We start from the raw sequence: 22,220 nt of genomic DNA, 5'->3' as shown, positions 1-22,220 counted from the left end.
GCGCGGCTTGTGCGCGCGGCTTGTGCGCGCGGCTTGTGCGCGCGGCTTGTGCGCGCGGCTTGTGCGCGCGGCTTGTGCGCGCGGCTTGTGCGCGCGGCTTGTGCGCGCGGCCTGAACGCCCGGCCGGGGCCGGGAGCGCAGGTCGAGGGCGTCGGTGGCAACCAGGCGAGAACCGGGTCGGGCTAAGCGTTGGCCTCGAGCCACTCCTGCAGCGGGCGGCAGCCGCGGAGGAAGTGTTCGACCTTCGTCCTGGCCTTCGCGGTGCCCAGCCACGGCTGCAGCGGGAACTGGTGCCAGGCGATCAGGCCCTTGTGGCGGAGCAGGTCGGCGCGGGGGTGATCCTTGTCGTAGCCGCGGGGGATGGTCTTCAGCTGTTCGTATGACGTGACCGACCAGCCGTGCGACTCGAGGCCGGCGATGATGGCCTCCAGCGCGCGGCCGGTCGAGTCGGCGGCGACGGACTGGCGGAACCGGGCCAGGCGGGGCGTGTCCATCATGTACGCGCCCGCGCCGGCGGCCAGGCCGGACGCGGTCAGCTGGAGGTAGCCGCCGCGTTCGAAGGAGGCGGCGCAGGAGGTCTTGTAGGGGGACTTGTCGGCGCTGAACCGGACGTCGCGGTACGGGCGGAAGATCTTCGCCGGGCCGAACTCCGGTTCGAGCTCGGCCAGCAGCTCCGTCATGGGCGCGCGGACCTGCTCGTCGTAGGTCGTCTTGTGCGCGGTCCAGTATGTCTTGGAGTTGTCGGCCTCGAGCCCGTCGTAGAACTCGAGGGCCTCGACCGGCCAGCCGCGGAACGTCACGCCCTGGAGCTTACGACGCGCCGGTCGCCGCGCGGCCCGAGGCCACGTGGCCCGAGACGACGCGCCGGTCGCCGCGCGGTCGGAGGCGACGCGCCGGTCGCCGCGCGGTCGGAGGCGACGCGCCGGTCGCCGCGCGGTCGGAGGCGACGCGCCGGTCGCCGCGCGGTCGGAGGCGACGCGCCGGTCGCCGCGCGGCCCGAGGCGACGCGCCGATCACCACGCGGCCCGAGACCACGCGGCCCGAGACCACGCGGCCGGAGACCACGCGGCCCGAGACCACGCGGCCGGAGACGACGCGCCGGTCGCCGCGCGGCCCGAGGCGACGCGCCGGTCGCCGCGCGGCCGGAGGCACGCTGCGCGAACAGCGCTCACGACGTGACGATCAGGTGGGCGTTGGCGCGTAGGAAGCCGACGACCTCGGGCGGGGCGGTCGCCGGAGAGCCGGCGGTGAACGGCGGGCGCGGGTCGTACTCGATGGCCAGCTGGATCGTCTGCGCCACCTGCGGGCCCGCGATCCGGCCGGCGAGGTCCAGCGCTAGGTCGATGCCCGCGGAGACACCGGCGGCGGTGGCGTACTTGCCGTCGACGACCACCCGTTCAGGGGCCGGTTCGGCGCCGAACTCGCGCAGGCGGTCGGCGACGAGCCAGTGGGAGGTGGCGCGGCGGCCCCGCAGCAGTCCGGCGGCGCCGAGAATCAGGGAGCCGGTGCAGACCGACGCCATCCAGGTCGCGCCGGCGTCGACGGCTCGCAGCCATTCCCGCAGCCGGGTGTCGGCGAGCTGGGCGGCGACGTCGGGCCCGCCCGGCACCACCACCACGTCGGCTGATATATCGGAAAAGTCCGACATGCCGCCCAGAAACAAACTACCAGCATCGGTGGGTACAGGTCCGGAGCCGTCGCCCACGAACGTGATCGAAGCGCCGGGGAGTCGCGACAGCACCTCGTATGGTCCGACGATGTCCAACGCGGTCATGTGGGAGTACAACACCATGGCAATTCGCACTGAGAAACGCTCCCGATAGTCGGCCGGTCCCGATGCCGAAGCCGGCGGTGGCTGGTTACGTCTCGTCCGACGAGGTCTGTGTCGCCTGACAGCCGGCGGTGGCTGGTTACGTCTTGTCCGACGAGGTCTGTGTCGCCTGACAGCCGGCGGTGGCTGTTTACGTCTTGTCCGACGAGGTCTGTGTCGCCTGACAGCCGGCGGTGGCTGTTTACGTCTCGTCCGACGTGGCCTGTGTCGCCCGACGGTCGCGGACGAACGCCCGCCGCATCGCCTCCGGCGTCCCGTATCCGCAGGTCCGGGCCACTGCTTCGACGCCGCCGTGGCCTTCTTCGAGCAGGCGGCGGGCGGCTTCGAGGCGCACCTGGTCGACGTACCGGCCGGGTGGGGTGCCGACTTCGGCGGCGAAGGCGCGGCTGAACTGGCGGGGGGACAGGTTGGCGCGGCGGGCGAGGGCGGGGACGGACAGGTCGGCGGCGGGGTGTTCGGCGGCGTAGCGCTGGATGTCGCGGAGCGGGTCGCGGGCGGCGACCTGGTTGGCGAGCTGGGCGCTGAACTGCCGCTGCCCGCCGGGGCGGCGCAGGAACATGACGAGGTGCCGGGCGATGGCGAGGGCGAGGTCGCGGCCGTGGTCGTCCTCGACGATGGCCAGGGCGAGGTCGATGCCGGCGGTGACGCCGGCGGAGGTGGAGACGTGTCCGTCGCGGACGAAGATCGGCTCCGGCTCGACGGTGATCCGCGGGTATCGGCGGGCGAGGGCCGCGCAGTGGTTCCAGTGGGTGGTGGCGCGGCGCCCGTCGAGGAGCCCGGCCTCGGCGAGCAGGAACGCGCCGGTGCAGACGGACATGAGCCGGCCGGCACTGGGCCCGTGTTCGCGCAGCCACGCGACGAGCCGCGGGTCGCTGTCGCGGGTGCCGATCCCGCCGGGGACGATCAGCAGGTCAGGCGGGTCGGTCAGGGCACCGTCGGGCAGTATCCGCAGGCCGCTGGAGGCGCGTGCGGGCTGCCCGTCGACGCTGAGGATGCGGATGTCGTAGTGCCCGGCCGCCCCGGCGAGAACCTCGAGCGGCCCGGTGACGTCGAGGCTCTGCACGCCGTCGAAGACGATGACATCAACCCGTTGACCGGCCATACGACCGATCTTCGGGGGTGTTCAGCGCGTCGGCAACGACGCGCTCCCCACCTTTTGTGACGTCCGGCCGGGCGAGGCGTCAGCCCGCGCGGCGGCGGGCCCGGCGCATGGCGAGCTCGTCGCCGCCGGTGAACGGGTCTTCGGTGCTGCTGCCGGTGGCCGGCGGGGCCGGGAGCTCCTCGCCGGTGGTGGCGGCTTCGGCGGGCAGGTGCGACAGGGTGCCTTCGATTTCTTTGAAGGCGCCGGAGATCGCGATGCCGAACACGCCCTGCCCGCCCTGGAGGAGGTCGACGACCTCTTCGGGGGAGCGGCACTCGTAGACGGTGGTGCCGTCGGAGATGAGGGTGATGCCGGCGAGGTCGGCGACACCGCGGGAGCGCAGGGTGTCGATGGCCTTGCGGATGTTCTGGAGGGAGACGCCGGCGTCGAGGAGGCGCTTGACGACCTTCAGCACGACGATGTCGCGGAAGGAGTAGAGGCGCTGGCTGCCGGAGCCGCTGGCGTCGCGCACCGAGGGGACGACGAGTCCGGTGCGGGCCCAGTAGTCGAGCTGGCGGTAGCTGATGCCGGCGGCGTGGCAGGCGGTCGGCCCGCGGTATCCGACGTCCTCGGAGGTGTCGAATCCCGTGCCCGTGGTCGGGGTCACCGGCGCCGGCTCAGCGGCATAGCCAGGTATCCCAGGATCAGGCGGCTGTTGCATTGCGACCCACCTCCAGCGTCAACACCCGCAACCCTATAGCGCACCTTGAGGGTCTGCGGGGAGGTAACGCCGCGACACGCCGGGTGTCGGTGCGTGAAACCTTGCGCGCGTCCACCCGCGAGGGACGTTCACCGTCGGCGACGGTGCCGGGACCCTGCGGTTGACCCGCCACCGACGCTACAGAACGCATCTGGGAAGGCAAGCGTCTTCGCCGAAAGCGCAGCCGAATCGCCCACTGTCACACGGGCGGGTTAGCGAATTGTTACCAACCGGACACGGAGCGTGGTGACCGGTCAAGGTCAGCCGGCGAAATCTTCCGGGCGGACCTGCTCCAGGAACTCCCGGAACTTCTCGACCTCGTCCTCCTGCTCGTCGGGGATGACGATGGCGGCCTCGGTCAGGACCTGGTCGGCGCAGCGGATCGGGGCGCCGACGCGCAGGGCGAGGGCGATCGAGTCGCTGGGGCGGGCGGAGACCCGGACGTTGTCGCCGATCACCAGCTCCGCGTAGAAGATGTTGTCGCGCATCTCCACGATCTCGACGGCGTGCAGCGGCGCCTTGAGGGCGGCCAGCATGTCGCGCATCAGGTCGTGGGTGAGTGGGCGGGCCGGTTTCACGCCCTGCTGCTCGTAGGCGATGGCGGTGGCCTCTACCGCACCGATCCAGATCGGCAGGTAGCGGTCGCCGTCGACCTCCTTGAGCAGCACGATGGGCTGATTGGTGGGCAGCTCCACGCGAACTCCGACCACATTCAGCTCTCGCACTGCCGCCTCCGTGTCGACTTGCCTCTCCCTGCACGTTACACGGACTCGACCGCAGTCGTGCCACTCGCAATGGCCGTGTGATGTGCCGAGTGGCGAAGATCGCCTACGAGCGGCGACGGTGTCACCGGCCGGAAGCGGCGCCGGAAATACCCCGTTCACCGAAGTTTTGCCCAGAAGGGGCGGTTCCAGCGCCTACTTGCCGAGAATCTCCCGCAGCCCGGCCCGGACGAGGGCCGCGTGGACCCGCTGGGTCAGGTCGCTCAGCTCGTGGACGGTGTCGGCCGCCTTGGCGCGTCCGTTGGGCCCGCTCTGCCGGGTCAGGGGCGTCACCAGCTGGCTGAAGAGGCCGATCTCGCGGTCCGCGGCGGCCCGGTAGGCGCGCAGGTGCCGCGGCTCGACCCCGTACTCGGCCAGCCGCGCGGCCGCCGTGGCGACCTCGAGGGCGTCGGCGTCGTAGCCGGCCCCGGGGCGGGTCTTGAGCAGCCCGTGGTCCTCCAGGCCCTTCAGCAGCGCCTCGGTCAGCCCGGACTTCGTGAGCAGCTCGTCGCGGGTGAGCCGGGTCGTCTCGACGGACTCGACCGGCACCGACGCCGACACGTCGGCGAGGGGCTCGCGCATGGTCGCGAGGTGCTCGCGGATGACCCGCAGCGGCAGGTACTGGTCGCGCTGCGCAGTCAGGACATAGCGGAGCCGGGACACGTCGGTCCAGGTGTACTTGCGATACCCGGCCGGGGTGCGCCGCGGCTCGACGAGCCCTTCGGTCTCCAGGAACCGCAGCTTGGAGATGGTGATGTCGGGGAAGTCGCCGCGCAGGCTCGCGAGCACCTCGCCGATGCTCATGAGACGTTCGCCCCGGGTGAGGTCCTCACCCGGGGTGTGGTCGTCGTTCCAGGCGGCCGCCGACGCCGTCATACGCCTCAGCTCTCGTCGGGGCGCGGTCCTGCGACGAAGACGAGGCGGAACTTGCCGATCTGGACCTCGTCGCCATTGCTCAGTGTGGCCGCCTCGACCCGCTCCCGGTTGACGTAGGTGCCGTTGAGGCTGCCGACGTCGCGAACGGTGAAGGTGCCGCCCTCGCGGTGGAACTCGGCGTGGCGGCGCGAGACCGTCACGTCGTCGAGGAAGATGTCGCTGTCCGGGTGCCGGCCGCTCGTGGTCACATCGTGGTCGAGCAGGAACCGGGCACCGGCGTTGGGGCCGCGGCGGACGGCGAGCAGCGCCGTGCCCGGCGGCAGGGAACCCGACATGCGGGTGGGCACAGCGTCGTTGTCCGGCCCTTCGATGGCATCCTCAATGGCGCCAAGGTTGAGCGTGGACGTGACGTCGAGCGGGGGAAACTCGTCGTCTGGGCGCGTCATCGAACCACCTCACGGCTTTCTGTCGGGGTCACCCGGATGCATCACAGACCCGTGTGTGCATACGGTTGACTGAGCGAGCCTAGTCACGCGCGAAATCACGGGTCAACCGGACGCGCGGCAAGCGAAATCAGAAAATGTCAGCCGGCCGTCAGGGAACCGTAGGCCTTGGCGTCGAGCAGCGCGTCGACGGCGGCCGGGTCGGTGACCTTGAGCTCGACCAGCCAGCCCTCGCCGTACGGGTCGGAGTTGATGAGCTCCGGTGCCCCTTCCAGGGCCGGGTTGACCGCGACGACCTCGCCCGCGACCGGGGCGTAGATCTCCGAGACGCTCTTCGTCGACTCGACCTCGCCGAGGGCGGCGCCGGCCTCGTAGGCGGTGCCGGCCTCGGGCAGCTGCACGAAGACGATGTCGCCCAGGGAGTCCTGCGCGTAGTGCGTGATGCCGACCCGGAAGGTGCCTTCGCCGGACGCGGCGAGCCATTCGTGTTCGGCGGTGTACCGCAGATCGTCGGGAATCACGTCAAGTCCTTCGGTCGAAACGAACAATTCAGGCGGGCTTGGCGTACTGCAGCGCACCGGCATTGTGCAACGCGTTCACGTGTACCGGATCCATTTCGCGCACGGAAACGGTACCGCCGTGCTGACGGACACTGTCCACGACCCCTCCCGGGATGTTCAGTGCCGTCCGCATGGTGTCCGGGCCCCCGATGACGGTGATCGTATACGGCGTGGCGATCGTCGTCCCGTCGACCACGAGCCGCCCCGCCTCCGGGGCGTCGACGAAGTACGTCGAGGCGACAATGCGCACCGCGGTGCCACCGGCACCGGAGATCTGCATCGCCTCGGCCCCGGCACCGCGCAGTTCTTCGATCGCGTCGAGCACGGTTTCGGATTTTATTGCGTCGGTACCTTGCGTGAGGTCGATCTGCAATCCAGGTCCTTCGGCCGGGAGCGTTCCGGCCAGGATTCCGAGCTCGTCGGCGCGTTTGCGAGCCTCGGCGAGGGCGGCGTCGCGGCCCTGCGCGCCGGAGTCCAGCTGCCGCTGGGTGTCCTCGAGGTCGCCGATCTCGCCCCGGAGCCGCTCCTGCTGCGCGTCGAGGTCCGACAGGATGCGCACGAGGTCCTCGGGCCGCGCTGAGGAGAGCGAGGCGTCAGTACCCCCGGCCTTGAACTGGACGGCGACGGCGAAGCCGAGCAGGGCCAGCAGCAGCGCGATCACCACGTTCGCGGGTTTTCGCATCGCTACGCCCGGAACAGGTGCCGGCGGATCGCGGCGACGTTGCCGAAGATCCGCACGCCGAGGACGACCACGACGCCGGTGGACAGCTGCCCACCCACGCCGAGCTTGTCACCCAGATACACGATCAGCCCCGCGACCAGCACGTTGGACACGAACGACACGACGAACTGCTTGTCGTCGAAGATGCCGTCGAGCTTGGCCCGCAGCGCCCCGAAGACGGCGTCGAGGGCGGCGACGACGGCGATCGGCAGATACGGCTGCAGCCCGAGCGGCACCGTCGGCTCGAGGAAGATGCCGGCCGCCACCCCGGCGACCAGGGCGATCACGGCAATCATCGGGTGGGACCTCCTGAGGGCGTCCGGGCGTACTTCAACGGTGGCTCCCCGGCTCCGTCGAGGGTCAGGCCGGTGCGTTGTCTCACGCTGAACTGCATCCGGTACTCCTCGACGTACCGCTTGAACCGTTTCGCCGTCGCCGAGTCCTCGAACCGGCCGGTGATGTCGGGCGGGCCGATCGCGGTGACCTCGTAGGGGCTGGTGACGGGCCGGAAGTCGACGAGGATCACCCCGCCGGCGGCCCGGATCGTCCCGGTGGCGGTGAGCCGCTGCCCGTTGACGGCGACGGCCTCGGCCCCGGCCTGCCACAGCCCGTTGGCGATGTCCTGCAGGTCCCGGTCGAGGACCAGACCCAAATTCTCCTCGGCGGTACGGCCGGTCACCGGATCGACCTGCGGGGGTGCGTCGGCGATCCGCACGGCGACACCGTCCCCGGTCACCTTCCCGGTCCCGGTCCCGGCCGCGAGGTCGCGCAGCCGGGCCGCGCCGGCGCTGTCGGCGAGGGCGTCGTCGCGGGCCCGGTCGACCTGGGCCCGCAGCTCGGCGGCGCGCCGCTGCAGGTCGTCGGCGGTCTGCTGGCGGGCGTGGACGTCGGCGACGAGGTCGTCGCGGGCCTTGGTCGTGCCGGGCGCGGCCTGCACCGCCTGGTGGTAGGCCACGGCCAGGAGGAACCCGACGGCCAGCATCGCCGCGGCCGTCAGCCAGCGCCCGGACTTCGGTGCCGGCGCGCCGCCGCGGCGTTCGGCGGCGGCCGCGTAGCCGGCGTCTAGGGGGTTGCGGAACAGGTCGCCGAGGAGGTCGTCACGCCGTTTTTCCGACATTTCCGGTTTATCCGATTTTTCGGGTCGGGTCACGGTGTGCCGGCGGCCGCGGCCCGACCCGCGCGGACGTGCACCGTGGCCTGGATGACGTAGAACGCGGCGGCGAGCCAGTAGAGGACGATGCCCCACCACAGCAGCGCCCACCCGCTCGGCTGCGCCCACGGCCGGGCGGCGTCGCTGAAGTGCGCGAGCAGCATCATCGGGAAGCCCATGAGCAGCACCGCGGTCGCGGTCTTGCCGACGTAGTGCACCGGCGGCGGCCCGTGCCCGAGGACCCGCAGGACGAGCAGGACCAGCACCATCACGGCCTCGCGGGCGATCAGCGCGATCGTGAACCACCAGGGGACGATGTCCTTGTAGGTGAGCGCGAACAGCGTCGCCAGGATGTACAGCCGGTCGGCGAGCGGGTCGAGCAGCTCGCCGAGGCGGCTGGTCTGGTTGAGCCGCCGGGCCAGGAACCCGTCGACCCAGTCGCTGAGCCCGCCGACGACGAGGACGGTGACCGCCCACCCGGTGGCGTCGGTGGCGAGGAACAGATACAGGAACAGCGGCACGCCGAGCAGCCGCGCGAAGGTGAAGAAGTTGGGGATGGTGAGCACCGGCCCGAGACCCCGCCGGTCTGCCTGCCCGTCCGCCACGCCCGGAATGCTAACAGCCCGCACGGGTGACCTTGTGGAGGCGCTCGCACCGGGCCGGGTAGCGTCCCGCGGCATGAGGCGGACGATCGCCATTGTTTCGGCGGCATTGGTACTGGCCGGATGCTCGCACACCGCGACCCCGCCCCCGGCCGCATCGTCGCCCGCCGCATCCGCCCTGCCAGCCGCGGGGGGCGCACTGGGCGCGGCCCCGTCGTCCTCCGGCCCGGCGAGCGCGGCCGCCGGCCCGTGCACGATCTTCCCGGCCGACAACGTCTGGCACGCCGACGTCTCGAAGCTGCCGGTCCACCGCGACTCGGCGGCCTGGGTCGCGAGCATCGGCGCGGCGGCGAAGGCCCACCCGGACTTCGGCAGCGGCTTCGGCTTCCCCCTCACCCAGGTCCCGGCCGGCCAGGCGAAGGTGAAGGTCACGTTCCAGTACGCCGACGAGAGCGACCCGGGCCCGTACCCGATCCCGAAGACCGCTCGCGTGGAGTCCGGCGGCGACAAGCACGTGATCGTCCAGGACGCCTCGGTGTGCCGGGCCTATGAGCTGTACGACGCCACCCTGCAGTCCGACGGCTCCTGGAAGGCCGGCTCCGGCGCCGCGTACGACCTGCGCAGCAACGCGTTGCGCAAGAGCGGCTGGACGTCGGCCGACGCCGCCGGCCTGCCGATCCTCCCGGGCCTCCCACGCGCCGACGAGGCGGCCGCGGGGAAGGTCGACCACGCGATCCGCTTCACCGCCCCGAAGACCCGCAAGACGTTCATCTGGCCGGCCCGCCACGCCGCCGCCGACGCCACCGACACCGCCCTGCCCCCGATGGGCGCCCGGTTCCGCCTGAAACAGTCGGTGGACATCTCGAAGTACCCGCCCCAGGCCCGCGCGGTCGCCCAGGCCCTGAAAACCTACGGCGCGATCCTGGCCGACAACGGCTCCCCGTGGTACTTCTCCGGCACCGACGATGCGAGGTGGAGCAACACCCAGCTCGACGCCCTGAAGGCATTGAAGGGCACCGACTTCGAAGCCGTCGACTCCTCCCTGCTGATGGTCGACCCCAACTCCGCCCGCTGCCGCCCCTGACTGTGTTTCCAGAAGCGGCGTGGGAGCAAGCTCCACCCACACCCCCTCAAAATCGACGCCGGGGGCGGCGGGCCGCGCGGGGTCGACGGGCCGTCGTTCTGTGCCGCCGACGACCCGGACTCCACCGGCACGCGGCTTCGGAACGGTAGGTTCGCCGGATGGCTCGTAAATCGAAGCCGATCACAACGATCACGTACCGCGATGTTCGCCGGATCGTGATCGAGTACGACGAGGTCATGCTTGCCGCCGTCGACGGGCTTATCACCGCGGTGCTGGTCCTGTCGCCGGCAGCGCTGGGTCTGGGCGCGATACCACTTCTGGGCGTGTTCGATCTGAAAAGCGACGTTGTGCGACGGATCGGCAATCTCGCCGCCCGCCTCGCCGGACGGCACGGTGGCTTCCTCGCCCGCAGCGAATCTCTGGCCGCCGGCCACCTGCTCATCACCTACACGGCGTTCTGGGCGGCGGCCGGCGAGGAACTCGGCCCGCTGCTCGCCGACCGCGAACTCACCACCGGACAGCGTGCGGCGGCCATGGCGGAAGCGCACCGGATCGCCGACCCGGACGGTACCGGCGACGATACCTATGCCGGGCTCCCGCCGGTGTCGCTGCCACACCCCGGAGCCGGATTCCGCGACGAGGACCAGCAGCGGCTCCAGATGTACCGTGAGATGGCCCAGAAGCTCGCCAACGCCGACGACGTGCCGCACGTCCCGAGGGACGCGTTCTCGGAGGCGTGCGAGGCGCTGCCGGAGCTGGCGATGCGCCACTACTACGCGCAGTATCTCGACCTCATGCTGTCCAGCCGCGACTTCTTCACCTGGGCCTTCGCCTACGAGCACGCCAAGACGCAGTCCCTCGTCGTTGACGAGGCGGCCGCGCTGGACGAGCGCCTGAGCCGGGTCCTGGCCGCCGTCGACGGCGTCGATGTCGGCCTGCGCCGGCTGGCCGCGGCGCTGGAGGGCGGCCGCGCGGACGACGGCCCGGAGGCGGACGTCTGGGCCGCGCTGGCGCTGCTGTACGAGCGGCAAGCCGCCGAGCCGATCATCGTCGACCCGTTCGTGCCCGGCCCCGGCGAGCCAACCCTGCGCTATCCGGCCCGGATCGACGCGTTCATCCCGCAGGCGTACCGAGAGCTGCGCTATCCCGGCACACGGGTCAGCCTGGAGGACGAGCGCCTGTGGGCCGATCTGCCGTACCGCGACGATGTGGCCGCGGCCGTGGTCCGCGCCCTCGACTCGCCGTACAGCGTCCAGGCCCCGGTGCTCGTCCTCGGTCATCCCGGCTCGGGCAAGTCGCTGCTCACCCAGGTGCTCGCCGCCCGCCTCTCCGACGGCGGCTACTGCGTCGTCCGCCTCAAGCTGCGCGACGCCGCACCGGGCACACCGGTGCAGAACCAGATCGAGCACCAGATCCGCGTCGACTCCGGCGAGACCGTCAGCTGGCCGGCCCTCGCCCGCGGCCGCGGTGACCGCCCCGTGCTCGTCATCCTGGACGGGTACGACGAGCTTCTGCAGGCCAACGGCCAGGTCTTCGCCGACTACCTGCAGCAGGTCCATGCCCTCCAGGCCCGCGAGCTGGCCTTGGAGCGCCCGGTGCGGGTGCTCATCACCAGCCGCATCACCCTCATCGACAAGGCCGTCGTCCCGCCGGGCACCCCGGTCCTGCGCCTGGCTGAGTTCAACCTCCCCCGCCAGCAGACGTGGACGCGGCAGTGGAACGCGCTCAACGCCGGCTACTTCGAGCGCGCCGGCGTCCGCCCGTTTGCCCCGCCCACCGGCCCGCAGCTTGGTGACCTCGCCGCTCAGCCGCTCCTCCTGCTGTTGCTGGCGATCTACGACTCCCACGCCAATCAACTCGGCCACGCGGACATCGACCGTACGTCGCTGTACTTCAGCCTGCTCTGCCGCTTCGTGGAGCGCGAACTCACCAAGGGCGAGGCCGCCGCAGCCGCGCACGGCTGTCTCTCCGAAGCCGACCGGCGAGCCGCCGTCGAGCTGGAGCTCGACCGACTGGGCTTGGCCGCGCTCGGCATGTTCAACCGCCGCGCCGTCCACATCAGCCGCGCCGACCTGGGCCGTGACCTCGTCTATCATCAGGTCCGCCGCCGCGTCGAGGGCGGCACCCTGAGCCCAGCCGACGCGGTCCTGGGCAGCTTCTTCTTCATCCACGAGTCTCGCAGCCGCTCCGGCGACCCCGACGACTCGACCCGCGGCGAGCTGGCCTCGTTCGAGTTCCTGCACAACACGTTCGGCGAGTTCCTGACGGCCGACGTGATCCTTCGCCGGATCATCATGCTGGCCGCCCGGACCGACGCGTATCGTGGCAGCCCGCTGCTGGCCGGGGACCTCGACGCGATCCTGTCCGATCCGGGCGACGAGTGGTACGGCGCACTCGCGTTCGAGGCCGTGCACCACCGCCCGCTCGTGGCCCAGATGCTCCGGGAGTGGCTTCCGCACCGCCTGGCGATCTCGCCCCCTACCGACTTCCCCGCAGCCTTGCACGCGGTCGTGACCCGCCAGCTCGCTCTGGTCCTGCACGCCGCCCCGCCCCGCTGGTTCACCGACGGCGCGGACGAAGCTCCGTATCTGGCGCCGCCGATGCTGGGCGGGCTGGCCGTCTACTCCCTGAACCTCGTGGTCGTCGCCGCCATGCTGGGCCGGATCGAGGTCTCTGACCTGGCCGCCGACGACGCCACCTCGGACTGGGCCCGCCTGACGTCGCTGTGGCGCTCTTGGTTCCCGGCCAAGTCCCTGCTCGGCCTGGTCAGTGTCGTGCGTGCCACCCGATCCGGCGATGCGGTCGTGTTCCAGCCGACGGCCGACGTGGAGCCCGTGAACGTAGGCGCTCTATACAGCCGGATCCACGAATCCGCGGTGATAGCCGACGGCCTGGCGGATCATCTCATCGCCGGTCCCGCCACCTTCATGGTAGGTCGCGCGGTAACGGACGGCGGTCTGCCACTGCTGAAACGCGGTCTGGATCTACTCGAACAGGCTGGCTTCTCGATCGACAGCGAGCAAATCGCTTTGGAGATGCGGCAAGGGGACCCGCTCCCGGAACTCCGGTTCGTCCATCTCAACCAGGCCGGGGCCGACGCCTGCGCAGCGGCCAAAGACCGAGAGCTCCCACCGTCTGGACCACCTATGTCGGCTGCCGCCTTTACCGATCTGCTGCCCGCCGATGCCGACGCGCTGATAGCGGTGGAGGCCGCCACCAACGCCGGCTGGCTTCCGGCCATCCTGACGGATTCGGGCGAACGGGAGGATGCGCTACGATCGCCGATCGCCGCTTCCCTGCTCCGGGCCGCCCGCCGTCAACGCGCGTCGGTGCCGCTCCAGGACGTGGAGTTGGAGGGGTCGTTCGAGGCGGCCGTCGAGTATGCGCTCATCAGTGTGCTCCTGGACCGGGAAGTGCCCGCCGCTGATGCGCTGCTAGCCGAGCGGGTCGGCGGCGCCGACGGGCTGGCCCGGCTGCCCGAGGAGTCCTGGGTGGCGCTGCTCGCCGCCTTCGATCGGCTTCCGCACACGGCGGCGGCGGTGCTTGAGGCGGTCCGCCAGCCTGTTGGCGACCGGCAGGTCCTCACCCGGCTCGTCCTGGATGCCGAGGCGTGGGCCGAAGGGGACCAAGCTGTCCAGGCCGCCACGCGGGCGAGCGCCGCGGTCGTCGGCGCGCTGTTGCGTGCCGCACGTCGGTACGGCCTCGCCGGCCGGTTCCTCTACCTGGTCGACGCATCCCGGCATCCGGAGCTCTACGTGCGGCGGCGGCTGGGCCTGCCGCCCGAACCGTCCGCGAGTGATCCGGATGTTCTGGGCGATCTGGCCTGGCTGCTGGGGGAGTCGGCTACCTGAGCAGGGCGAGTGTGAAGTCGGCGCCCTGGGGGTGGTAGGCGTGGTCGAGGCGCCACCTGTCGGTCAGGGCGGCGGCGAACTTGGTCAGGACCGACGGGTCCGGGTAGAGCTCGTCCTCCGCCGTGGCCGCCTGGGGACGGTTGGGGCTGAGGAAGTTCGCGGCGACCGCGCGCCCGGAAATGTCGTACGCGTGTTCTAAAATGTTGAGGTAGTAGAGCGGGTCCGACGGGTCGGCGAACTGGAAGACGCCACTGAGGAAGACGTAGTCGTGGTGGCCTTCCGGGGTCTGGCCGAGGGTGACGGCGGGGACGGCGCGGGTCTTCGCCAGGGCGACCATGGCCGGGTTCAGGTCCAGGCCGGAGTACGTGAGGGGGTGGTGCAGGGATCGCAGATGGAAGTACAGGTCGCCGGGGCCGCAGCCCCAGTCCAGGACCGTGCCGCCGGTGTAGTCGGTGGTGCGGGTCAGGGCCTCGAAGCGCATGCGCTGCAACTCGGGGCTGCCCCAACCCGCTACTCGCCAGGTCGGGCCGTCCAGGGACGCGTGGAATGCGGTGATGGCCTCGGCCCGCTCGTCGGTGCTCATGTCGAGTCAGCGGGCCAGGCGGGTGCGAATGAGGAGGTCGTTCAGGGCGGGCGCAGCCGAAGGAGTTGCCGGGAGTCTCGAGGTGTCGCGGGCCGACTCCAGCTCGGCCGTCAGGCGCGCCACGTCGGCGGCCAGGGTCTCCGGGGGGACCAGGCCCTCGGGGAGGGTGCGGTGCTCGCCGGCCTTCTTGGCCTCGATGAGGTCGGGGACGTACGGCAGGGTGTTGAGGACCCGCAGGTCGGCCTGGACCTCGCCGGTGCGCAGCAGGTGGATGCCGGTGTGCAGGACGCGCAGGGTGTAGAGGGCCGGTTTCAGCTCGCCGGTCTTCGAGTACAGCAGCCACTGGCCCGAGGCGAAGCCCAGGTAGTGCCGGGCGTGCTCGGGGGTCAGGCAGTGCGGGGCCAGGGCCCTCAGTTCGTCGTGCAGTTCACTCGTGCGGATGACCAAGGGGGAGAGGAGCTGCTCGAGGACGTAGCCGTTGGGGCGCAGCAGGAGGCGGATGAACTTCGCCAGCTCCTGGCTGACCACGTCGAGCTCCATGCCCTCGCGGACGCCGCCGGACTCGACCGTGTCCGGGCCCGTCTTCAGGCCCACCACCTGGTCGAGGGGGAGGATGTGGGTGCCGCGCAGGTCGAGGTCGGAGTCGACGGACGCGAACCCGTACAGGTGCGCGCCGCTCACCGTGGCGAATGCCAGGGGATACGGGTGCTCGTCGGCGACCGCGCCGGCCCAGGACGGGATGCCCTCCGGGATCGGCGGGTGCTCGGCGACGCGAGCGGGGGAACGCCGCGGTGCCGTACCCCCGCGCAAGGAGATGAGGAACGACTCCACGGCCGCGCGGTCGGGCTCCTCCGGCAGCTTCGACCCGGTCTCCGCCGCCGCCAGGTCGGCCGCCAGTGCGGTGGACAGGGCCTGGAAGTCCGCCCAGCTCACGTCGCCGCGGCGGATCGCCAGGAGCTCGTCGCGCAGGTGCGACACGTCGACCAGGACCTCGCCGGTGCGCAGGACGTGGGCGCCGGCGCGCAGCAGGCGGGCCATGTGCATCGCCTGCTTCCAGCGCACCTCGCCGGTGCGGGCGCGGACGCTGGTGAGCTTGTTGAGCTGGTCACGGGCGTAGTCGCCGTAGGTGCGGGCGGCCCGGATCGACAGGAACGCGGGGCGCAGGTCCAGCAGCGCCCGGCCGGCGTCGGTGACGTGCTCGACGAGCGGCGACGACAGGCACTCCCACACCGTCGGGTTGGCCTGCAGGGCCAGGGTGCAGGCCCGCTCGACCTCCCACGAGAACTGCTCCGGCAGCGGGCCCTCGACGTGCGTGGGCGGCTTGTCGAGGCTCCAGAACGCCGCCGTCGGCGTCTGGTACACCCCGCGGCGGTCCGTGTCCGACTCCGGGCCGTCCAGGCCGTAGGCCCGCGAGCCGACGATCGCCGAGTAGATCGTGTGCTTCGCCACGATGGTCAAGTCCTGCACAGTTGGTAGGGTAGGGCTGCCGAACACCCGCGCGGGAGAGACCTCTGGGCACGCCCATCGCTCAGCGGCGCCGAAGGGGCAAATCCTCCCCGGAACCTCTCAGGCAAAAGGACCGCGGCGGGTTGGCACCTCTGGAGTCTGCGACAGAGGGGGAGGGCCAGTAGCGCCAACGCCCCTGTCCCGCGATCCAGAGAGTGTGGCTATGACCAGTTTTGCCGCGCGTCACATCGGCCCCAGCGCCGACGAGCAGGCCCGCATGCTCAAGACCGTCGGATATGAGACGGTCGAGGACCTCATGTCCGCCGCGATCCCCGGGTCGATCCGCTGGCATCAGCCGCTCGACCTCCCGCCCGCCGCGTCCGAGGCCGACGTCCTGGCCGAGCTGCGCGCGCTCGCGTCGGCGAACCGGACCCTCGTGTCGATGATCGGCCTCGGGTACTACGGGACGCACACACCCCCGGTGATCATGCGCAATGTCCTCGAGGACCCGTCGTGGTACACCGCCTACACGCCGTACCAGCCGGAAATTTCGCAGGGCCGACTGGAGGCACTGCTCAACTTCCAGACCGTCGTCGCCGACCTCACCGGGCTGCCCGTCGCGGGCGCGTCGCTGCTGGACGAGGCGACCGCGGCCGCGGAGGCGATGACCCTGGCGCGGCGCTCCTCCAAGGTCAAATCCGAGGTGTACGTCGTGGACGCCGACGTGCTCCCGCAGACCCTGGCCGTCATCCAGACCCGCGCCGAACCCCTCGGCATCGAGGTCAAGGTCCTCGACCTGACCGTCGAAGCACTTCCTGAGGCGTACTTCGGGGTGCACCTGCAGTACCCCGGCGGGTCGGGCGTTGTCAGAGACCACGAAGCGCTCATCGAACGCGCCCACGCCGCGGGAGCCATCGTCACCGTCGCCGCCGACCTCCTCGCCCTGTGCGTGCTGCGCGAACCCGGCGCGATCGGCGCCGACGTCGCCGTCGGCAGCGCACAGCGGTTCGGGGTCCCGATGGGCTTCGGCGGCCCGCACGCCGGCTACATCTCCGTCCGCCAGGGCCTCGAACGGACCCTGCCCGGCCGGCTCGTCGGCGTGTCCAAGGACGCCTCCGGCGCGCCCGCCTACCGCCTCGCCCTGCAGACCCGCGAGCAGCACATCCGCCGGGAGAAGGCGACCAGCAACATCTGCACCGCCCAGGTCCTGCTGGCCGTCACCGCCAGCATGTACGCGGTGTACCACGGCCCCGACGGCCTGCGCGAGATCGCGGCCCGGACCCACGAGATGGCCGGCCGGCTGGCCGCGGGCCTGCGCGCGGGCGGGGTGACCGTCGAGCACGACGCGTTCTTCGACACGATCTGCGCGGTGGTACCGGCACAGGCCGGTCAGATCGTCGAGGCGGCCGCGGCCCGCGGGGTCAACCTGCGCCGGATCGACGCCGACCGGGTCGGGATCGCCTGCGACGAGACCACCACCTTCGGCCACGTGCGCGACGTGCTCGCCGCGTTCGGCCTGTCCCACGTCGATGTGACCGAGCTCGACCCGGCCGACGCGGTCCCGGCCGGCCTGCGCCGCGCGTCGGGCTACCTGAGCCACCCGGTGTTCTCCAGCCACCGCTCCGAGACGGCGATGCTGCGGTACCTCCGGAAGCTTTCGGACAAGGACTACGCCCTCGACCGCGGCATGATCCCGCTCGGCTCGTGCACCATGAAGCTGAACGCGACCACCGAGATGGAGCCGATCACCTGGCCCGAGTTCGCCAACGTCCACCCGTTCGCGCCGGCCACGCAGACCCAGGGGTACCGGCGGCTCATCAGCGACCTCGAGCGCTGGCTGGCCGAGGTGACCGGCTACGACGCGGTGAGCCTGCAGCCCAACGCCGGCTCGCAGGGCGAACTGGCCGGGCTCCTGGCGATCCGGGCGTACCACCTCTCCCGGGGCGACGCCGCCCGGGACATGTGCCTCATCCCGTCGAGCGCGCACGGCACCAACGCGGCCAGCGCGGTCATGGCGGGCATGCGGGTGGCGGTGGTCGCCTGTGATGACATGGGCAATGTCGACCTGTCGGATTTGTCGGTCAAAATCGACCAGCACCGGGACCGGCTCGCCGCGATCATGGTGACGTACCCGTCGACGCACGGGGTCTACGAGACGGCCATCTCCGAGCTGTGCAACAAGGTCCACGAGGCCGGCGGGCAGGTGTACGTCGACGGGGCCAACCTCAACGCGCTGCTCGGCTACGCGAAGCCCGGCCAGTTCGGGGCGGACGTGTCGCACCTCAACCTGCACAAGACGTTCTGCATCCCGCACGGCGGTGGCGGCCCCGGCGTCGGCCCGGTCGCGGTCCGCGCGCACCTGGCCGAGTTCCTGCCGTCGCACCCGTTCCTGGCGGCCGACGCGCCGGTCGGGCCGGTGTCGGCGGCGCCCTACGGCTCGGCCGGGATCCTGCCGATCCCGTGGGCATACCTGCGGCTGATGGGCCCGGACGGCCTCGCGAAGGCGACGGCGACGGCGGTCCTGGCCGCGAACTATGTGGCGGCGCGGCTGCGGGAGCACTACCCGGTCCTGTACAGCGGGGCCGAGCACCTGGTCGCCCACGAGTGCATCCTGGACCTGCGCGGGATCACCCGGGCGTCCGGCGTGACGGTCGCGGACGTGGCCAAGCGGCTGATCGACTACGGGTTCCACGCGCCGACGATGTCGTTCCCGGTCGCGGGGACGCTCATGGTCGAGCCGACGGAGAGCGAGGACCTGGGAGAACTGGACCGGTTCTGCGACGCCATGATCGCGATCAAGGCGGAGATCGACCGGGTCGCGGCGGGCGACTGGCCCGCCGGCGACAACCCCCTCGCCAACGCGCCGCACACGGCGGCGGTGGTCACGGCCGACGAGTGGCCGCACGCGTATCCGCGTTCGGTGGCCGCCTACCCGAGCGCGGCCGCGCGGGAGGCGAAGTATTGGCCGCCGGTCCGCCGGATCGACGACAGCTACGGGGACCGAAACCTGGTGTGCTCGTGCCCACCGGCCTCCGCTTACGAGGAGTAGTTGTTTAACTTTGCTTCGTGATTACGTTCGGTGACCGCTCTCGGTGTCGCGGTGCCGCGGATGTATTACCGCGGTGCCGCGCCGACGAGGGTGTGCGGCGCATAGCCGCGGTGCGGCTCGATCACGGAGCAATCGGGCAGAAGCTCACCCGTGTCCTCGAAAACGATCACGCCGTTGCACAGCAGGCTCCACCCCTGCTCGGGGTGGCTCGCGGCGACCCGGGCGGCCTCGCGGTCGGTGTCTTCGGCGGTGGGGCAGAGGGGCAGGTGCTGGCAGAGCATCGGGGGTCTCCGATTTGAGAGGTTCAGTTGAGGCCTGTGTGGTTGTTCACATGACCAGTGATGCACGCTACTACGGCCAACGACACTATTCCGAACATGTGACGGCACAACTTCGGGATAATCCACCCTTCGTATGAGCACACTAGGACCGGTTGTCGGGTACGCGCCCGGGACAGTGGATCTTCACCCGCCGGGGTTGCCGGCCGCGTGTGAGGGCCACGTTTGGGAGCGCTCCCGCTTCGAATGGTACGTCGGTGATGACGGAGACCCGCTTCAATTACTGAGTGAGTTCGCGGCGTTGCACGGTGTGCATTTGACCGACATTTCCGCGTCACCCAGGGTTACTGATCCGGTTACGTGTGGGATTTCGGTCTTGCTGTCGCCACCCTGGGTGACACCCTCGCCAACACCCTCCGTGCCCGCCCTGGTGGCGATCGCCTACGCCCACGCACCTGTCCCGTCACCGACCGCTACACCCACTGGGGCAGTAACTGTCAGAAACCAGACACCGGGCCATACTCCGTTCGCGCGCAACTTTCAGGTTCCGGAGCGCTCCGAGGGAGCGCTGCGGGGTCAGCGGGTTACGAAATATGCGGAAAAATCCGGGCATTTCGTAATTGGGCGGTGGGCGCCGAGCTGGACCGAGGCCAATCATGCGGCGGCGGTCGACAGCGTCCGCGCGGCGATAGCCCGCGGCGACGTCTACGTCGTCAACCTCGTGGGCCACGCCGCGGCCCCCGTCTCGGGCGACCCGACGGCCGCGCTGACCAGGGTGGCGGCGCTCCCGGGCGCCCGCTACGGCGGCGTCCTGCGCGGCGCCGACTGGTGGGTGGCCACCGCGTCCCCGGAAACTCTGGTCTCGGTCTCCGCCGGCCGCGCGATCACCCGCCCGATCAAGGGCACCCGCCCCGCCACCCCCGCCGGCCGCGCCGAACTCCTGGCGTCGCCCAAGGAGCGCGCCGAACACGTGATGATCGTCGACCTGGAGCGCAACGACCTGGGCCGCGTCGCCGCGGTCGGCTCGGTGCGCGTTGACGAGCTGTTCGCGCTGCGCCGGTGGTCCGGGCTGTGGCAGGCCGAGTCGACGGTCAGCGCGCAGCTGGCCCCCGGCGTCGGCCTGGCCGAGCTCCTGGCCGCGATCTGGCCGGGCGGCTCCGTGACCGGCGCCCCCAAGCGGGCCGCGATCGAGGTGGCCACCGCCCTCGAGCCGGTCGGGCGCGGACCCAGCATGGGCGCGTGCGGGTGGATCGGGCACGACCGGCACGGGCAGGTCGAGATCGACCTCGGGCTCACCATCCGCACCGTCGCGATCGCCGGCGGGCGGGCGCACCTGTGGGCCGGCGGCGGCATCGTCTGGGACAGCGATCCGGCCGCCGAGGTGGCGGAGGCGGCGGCCAAGATGGCGCCGATCAAGCGGGCGTTGGGGGCTGTCGGACGCGCCCCGGGCGACGGTCGTCGCGGCACCTGACCTGATTCGCCGCCGTGCCTGACCTGTTCACGGATCGGCCTCCCTATTGCCAACCTTTTCTATCCGCAACCGCCTACGTGATCTCCACTGTGGATTCTTCGTTGAGATCACGTCGAAAAATGGGTAGTGTACTTGATCTCCGGGTTTGAGATAATTGATTCATGCGAGGGCAGATGAGCCTTTTCGGCAACAGCGAAACGGCGACAATGCGTGATCGGACCCGGTCGCGGAAATACAGCCCGATGGTGGAAGCGTTTCGCCGCGTGCATCGGGAACAACGTGACTGGGGACTTGAACAACGCCACGCCGCCAAGCTTCGCCGGATCTATGGCGACAACGTGCCGGTGACCAAGGAGGAGTGGCTCCTGGCCCGGGCGGCCCGGCTTGCGCAGGTCGTCGAGCCGTCGGAGCAGGCCGTCGAGGCGCAGGTCGTCGAGGCGCAGGAGCAGGTCGAAGAGCCCACGGCGACCCCGGCGCTTGATGTCGATGTGGTTGCGGATGCTTGCGCCGCTGAGCCGGAATGTGTTGAGCGGACCGGCCCGGTGCATCATGGGCCGGCGCGTCGGGTTGTTCGCCGGGTGTCGCGCTTGTGCGCGGCCAGGTTCATCATGTGCCGGTTGGAGGGGCACCGCGTTGTGGGCTCGGCCGATGGGAACTACCGGGTAGCGTGGTCCGGACCGTAGTTTGGGTGCGGTTTGTTTGGTTGCGGTCGTCTGTCGGTGCGCGGGCCGTCGTGGTCACTTTTCGGTGGGCGCTATTCGTGGCGCCTTCGGCGGGGGAATGATTTCGGTTGGTGGGTGTCATACGGGCGCGAACATCTCATTGCACTGCGCACAGTGACTCCGTCGACACGGCTCAACAATCCGGCCGGAATCCGGCCGGTACACACGCGCCGGCCTCGCTTGCGGGTCAGTGGGTGTCGCGGCGTAGCGAGACCTGGAAGGCGCGGTCTTCCGGGCCGGGGTCTTCGGCGAACGACGCGAACATCGTGCACGACAGCGGCGCGTCCGGAGACGTGATGCGGTGGGCGGTCATGTGCGGCGAGTTCGAGTGCACCGGCGGCAGGGTCTCGCTCGGGCCGAAACAGGCGTCCAGTTCGGCCCGGCTCAGGGTCGGTGTGGTGAATCGGACCTGCACCGAGGCCAGGCCGGCGCCGGCCCGGTCGTTCATGCACAGCTGCAGCCAGGCGGTGCCGGGCGGGTTCGGCTGGACGAACAGGCGGCCCCGGTCGTCCTGGGTCGGGGCGGGCAGGCCGAGCAGGGCGGCGACCTCGGCCGCGTGTTCGGTGGTCACGCCGCAGATGCGGCCGGCCCAGGTCCGGAGCAGGTCGGTGGTGACGGGGCGGGCGACGAGGTCGAGGAGATGCTGCGGTACCGGCGGGCGGCGCCACGACCGCGGCCAGTCGTCCAGGTCGGCCAGAACGCTACCGTCCACGATGAGCGTGTACAGGGGCTCCGCCGGGAAGTCGTTCACGCGGACGGTCAGCGTCCGGCCGTCGACCTCGGCGTGGTACGGGAACTCGCCGTCGCCCGAGTGCTCCCACGCGATCGTGCGCTCGGTCAGCGCGGTCGGTTCGATCATGACGGTCCTCTGAACGGCAAAGCTGACCCCGACAGCGTAGGGGGTGTCTGCAAACCCACAGTTGAGGGCGTCACACCGCACCCCGAAACGGG

At 70.9% G+C, this 22,220-nt stretch carries 21 protein-coding genes, 1 pseudogene and 1 riboswitch; of the genes and pseudogenes, 5 read left to right on the top strand and 17 right to left on the bottom strand.

Features of this window, described 5'->3' with window-relative positions:
* Positions 1–182: 182 nt before the first annotated feature.
* The 12 genes from ACIA8L_RS23675 to ACIA8L_RS23620 all read right to left on the bottom strand — a co-directional run bounded on the left by ACIA8L_RS23675 (position 183) and on the right by ACIA8L_RS23620 (position 8,788).
* Positions 183–800: a DUF2461 domain-containing protein gene (locus ACIA8L_RS23675; RefSeq protein ID WP_395907918.1), complete on the bottom strand. Its 618-nt coding sequence runs from the start codon at positions 798–800 to the stop codon at positions 183–185.
* Between the two features lie 368 nt (positions 801–1,168).
* The gene (locus tag ACIA8L_RS23670) at positions 1,169–1,804 is read right to left on the bottom strand and encodes a DJ-1/PfpI family protein (RefSeq protein ID WP_395907916.1); all 636 of its coding nucleotides are present in this window, start codon (positions 1,802–1,804) and stop codon (positions 1,169–1,171) included.
* Between the two features lie 208 nt (positions 1,805–2,012).
* On the bottom strand, positions 2,013–2,933 hold the full coding sequence (locus tag ACIA8L_RS23665; protein WP_395907914.1) for a GlxA family transcriptional regulator: 921 nt from the start codon (positions 2,931–2,933) through the stop codon (positions 2,013–2,015).
* Positions 2,934–3,012: 79 nt separating this feature from the next.
* The gene (locus tag ACIA8L_RS23660; protein WP_395907912.1) at positions 3,013–3,633 is read right to left on the bottom strand and encodes a MerR family transcriptional regulator; all 621 of its coding nucleotides are present in this window, start codon (positions 3,631–3,633) and stop codon (positions 3,013–3,015) included.
* Positions 3,634–3,932: 299 nt separating this feature from the next.
* Complete coding sequence (locus ACIA8L_RS23655; protein ID WP_223093836.1) at positions 3,933–4,397, bottom strand: bifunctional nuclease family protein; 465 nt, start codon at positions 4,395–4,397, stop codon at positions 3,933–3,935.
* 192 nt (positions 4,398–4,589) lie between these two features.
* The gene (locus ACIA8L_RS23650; RefSeq protein ID WP_395908071.1) at positions 4,590–5,237 is read right to left on the bottom strand and encodes a MerR family transcriptional regulator; all 648 of its coding nucleotides are present in this window, start codon (positions 5,235–5,237) and stop codon (positions 4,590–4,592) included.
* Positions 5,238–5,314: 77 nt separating this feature from the next.
* Positions 5,315–5,755 (bottom strand): FHA domain-containing protein, encoded by a 441-nt coding sequence (locus ACIA8L_RS23645; RefSeq protein ID WP_395907911.1) that lies wholly within the window; start codon positions 5,753–5,755, stop codon positions 5,315–5,317.
* Between the two features lie 137 nt (positions 5,756–5,892).
* Positions 5,893–6,273 (bottom strand): glycine cleavage system protein GcvH, encoded by a 381-nt coding sequence (gene gcvH, locus ACIA8L_RS23640; protein WP_395907909.1) that lies wholly within the window; start codon positions 6,271–6,273, stop codon positions 5,893–5,895.
* 28 nt (positions 6,274–6,301) lie between these two features.
* The gene (locus ACIA8L_RS23635; protein WP_395907907.1) at positions 6,302–6,994 is read right to left on the bottom strand and encodes a DUF881 domain-containing protein; all 693 of its coding nucleotides are present in this window, start codon (positions 6,992–6,994) and stop codon (positions 6,302–6,304) included.
* Positions 6,995–6,996: 2 nt separating this feature from the next.
* Positions 6,997–7,329 (bottom strand): small basic family protein, encoded by a 333-nt coding sequence (locus tag ACIA8L_RS23630; protein WP_395907905.1) that lies wholly within the window; start codon positions 7,327–7,329, stop codon positions 6,997–6,999.
* Entirely contained in the window at positions 7,326–8,150 is an 825-nt protein-coding gene (locus tag ACIA8L_RS23625) for a DUF881 domain-containing protein (protein ID WP_395907903.1), read from the bottom strand. Before ACIA8L_RS23625 ends, ACIA8L_RS23630 begins: the two co-directional genes overlap by 4 nt.
* Positions 8,151–8,179: 29 nt before the next feature.
* On the bottom strand, positions 8,180–8,788 hold the full coding sequence (locus tag ACIA8L_RS23620; protein WP_395907901.1) for a CDP-alcohol phosphatidyltransferase family protein: 609 nt from the start codon (positions 8,786–8,788) through the stop codon (positions 8,180–8,182).
* A 73-nt stretch (positions 8,789–8,861) separates the two neighbouring features.
* On the opposite strand from ACIA8L_RS23620, the gene ACIA8L_RS23615 reads away from it, so the two are divergent.
* Both ACIA8L_RS23615 and ACIA8L_RS23610 read left to right on the top strand, forming a co-directional pair.
* Entirely contained in the window at positions 8,862–9,869 is a 1,008-nt protein-coding gene (locus ACIA8L_RS23615; protein ID WP_395907899.1) for a hypothetical protein, read from the top strand.
* Between the two features lie 158 nt (positions 9,870–10,027).
* Positions 10,028–13,720 (top strand): NACHT domain-containing protein, encoded by a 3,693-nt coding sequence (locus tag ACIA8L_RS23610; RefSeq protein ID WP_395907897.1) that lies wholly within the window; start codon positions 10,028–10,030, stop codon positions 13,718–13,720.
* Here ACIA8L_RS23610 and ACIA8L_RS23605 read toward each other — a convergent pair.
* The 3 genes and pseudogenes from ACIA8L_RS23605 to ACIA8L_RS23595 form a co-directional block, all read right to left on the bottom strand.
* A complete protein-coding gene (locus ACIA8L_RS23605) occupies positions 13,713–14,303 on the bottom strand; it encodes a class I SAM-dependent methyltransferase (RefSeq protein WP_395907895.1) in 591 nt (196 codons plus the stop codon). The genes ACIA8L_RS23610 and ACIA8L_RS23605 overlap by 8 nt on opposite strands.
* A 6-nt stretch (positions 14,304–14,309) precedes the next feature.
* Positions 14,310–15,056 carry a DNA polymerase beta superfamily protein gene (locus tag ACIA8L_RS23600; protein WP_395908069.1) on the bottom strand — a complete coding sequence of 249 codons (747 nt, stop codon included), beginning with the start codon at positions 15,054–15,056 and terminating at the stop codon, positions 14,310–14,312.
* Positions 15,057–15,101: 45 nt separating this feature from the next.
* A pseudogene (locus ACIA8L_RS23595) lies at positions 15,102–15,761 on the bottom strand (DNA polymerase beta superfamily protein); the annotation flags it as partial.
* Between the two features lie 31 nt (positions 15,762–15,792).
* Positions 15,793–15,895, top strand: a riboswitch (glycine riboswitch).
* Between the two features lie 77 nt (positions 15,896–15,972).
* Here ACIA8L_RS23595 and gcvP point away from each other — a divergent pair.
* Positions 15,973–18,798, top strand: coding sequence for an aminomethyl-transferring glycine dehydrogenase (gcvP, locus tag ACIA8L_RS23590; protein ID WP_395907893.1), 2,826 nt, complete (start codon positions 15,973–15,975; stop codon positions 18,796–18,798).
* A 65-nt stretch (positions 18,799–18,863) separates the two neighbouring features.
* Here gcvP and ACIA8L_RS23585 read toward each other — a convergent pair whose 3' ends face one another.
* Positions 18,864–19,079, bottom strand: a complete 216-nt coding sequence (locus ACIA8L_RS23585; RefSeq protein WP_395907891.1) for a DUF5999 family protein — start codon at positions 19,077–19,079, stop codon at positions 18,864–18,866.
* A gap of 133 nt (positions 19,080–19,212) precedes the next feature.
* Between ACIA8L_RS23585 and ACIA8L_RS23580 the strand changes: the two genes are divergently transcribed.
* A complete protein-coding gene (locus ACIA8L_RS23580) occupies positions 19,213–20,547 on the top strand; it encodes a chorismate-binding protein (protein WP_395907889.1) in 1,335 nt (444 codons plus the stop codon).
* A 161-nt stretch (positions 20,548–20,708) separates the two neighbouring features.
* Positions 20,709–21,230, top strand: coding sequence for a hypothetical protein (locus ACIA8L_RS23575; protein ID WP_395907887.1), 522 nt, complete (start codon positions 20,709–20,711; stop codon positions 21,228–21,230).
* A 226-nt stretch (positions 21,231–21,456) separates the two neighbouring features.
* On the opposite strand, the gene ACIA8L_RS23570 is transcribed toward ACIA8L_RS23575, so the two are convergent.
* A complete protein-coding gene (locus tag ACIA8L_RS23570; RefSeq protein ID WP_395907885.1) occupies positions 21,457–22,128 on the bottom strand; it encodes a hypothetical protein in 672 nt (223 codons plus the stop codon).
* Between the last annotated feature and the right edge of the window lie 92 nt (positions 22,129–22,220).

This window comes from Dactylosporangium sp. NPDC051541, from assembly GCF_044454505.1.
Taxonomy (GTDB): Bacteria; Actinomycetota; Actinomycetes; order Mycobacteriales; family Micromonosporaceae; genus Dactylosporangium.
Note: the sequence above shows the minus strand (reverse complement) of the source record. Positions and strands in the feature narration are given on the sequence as shown.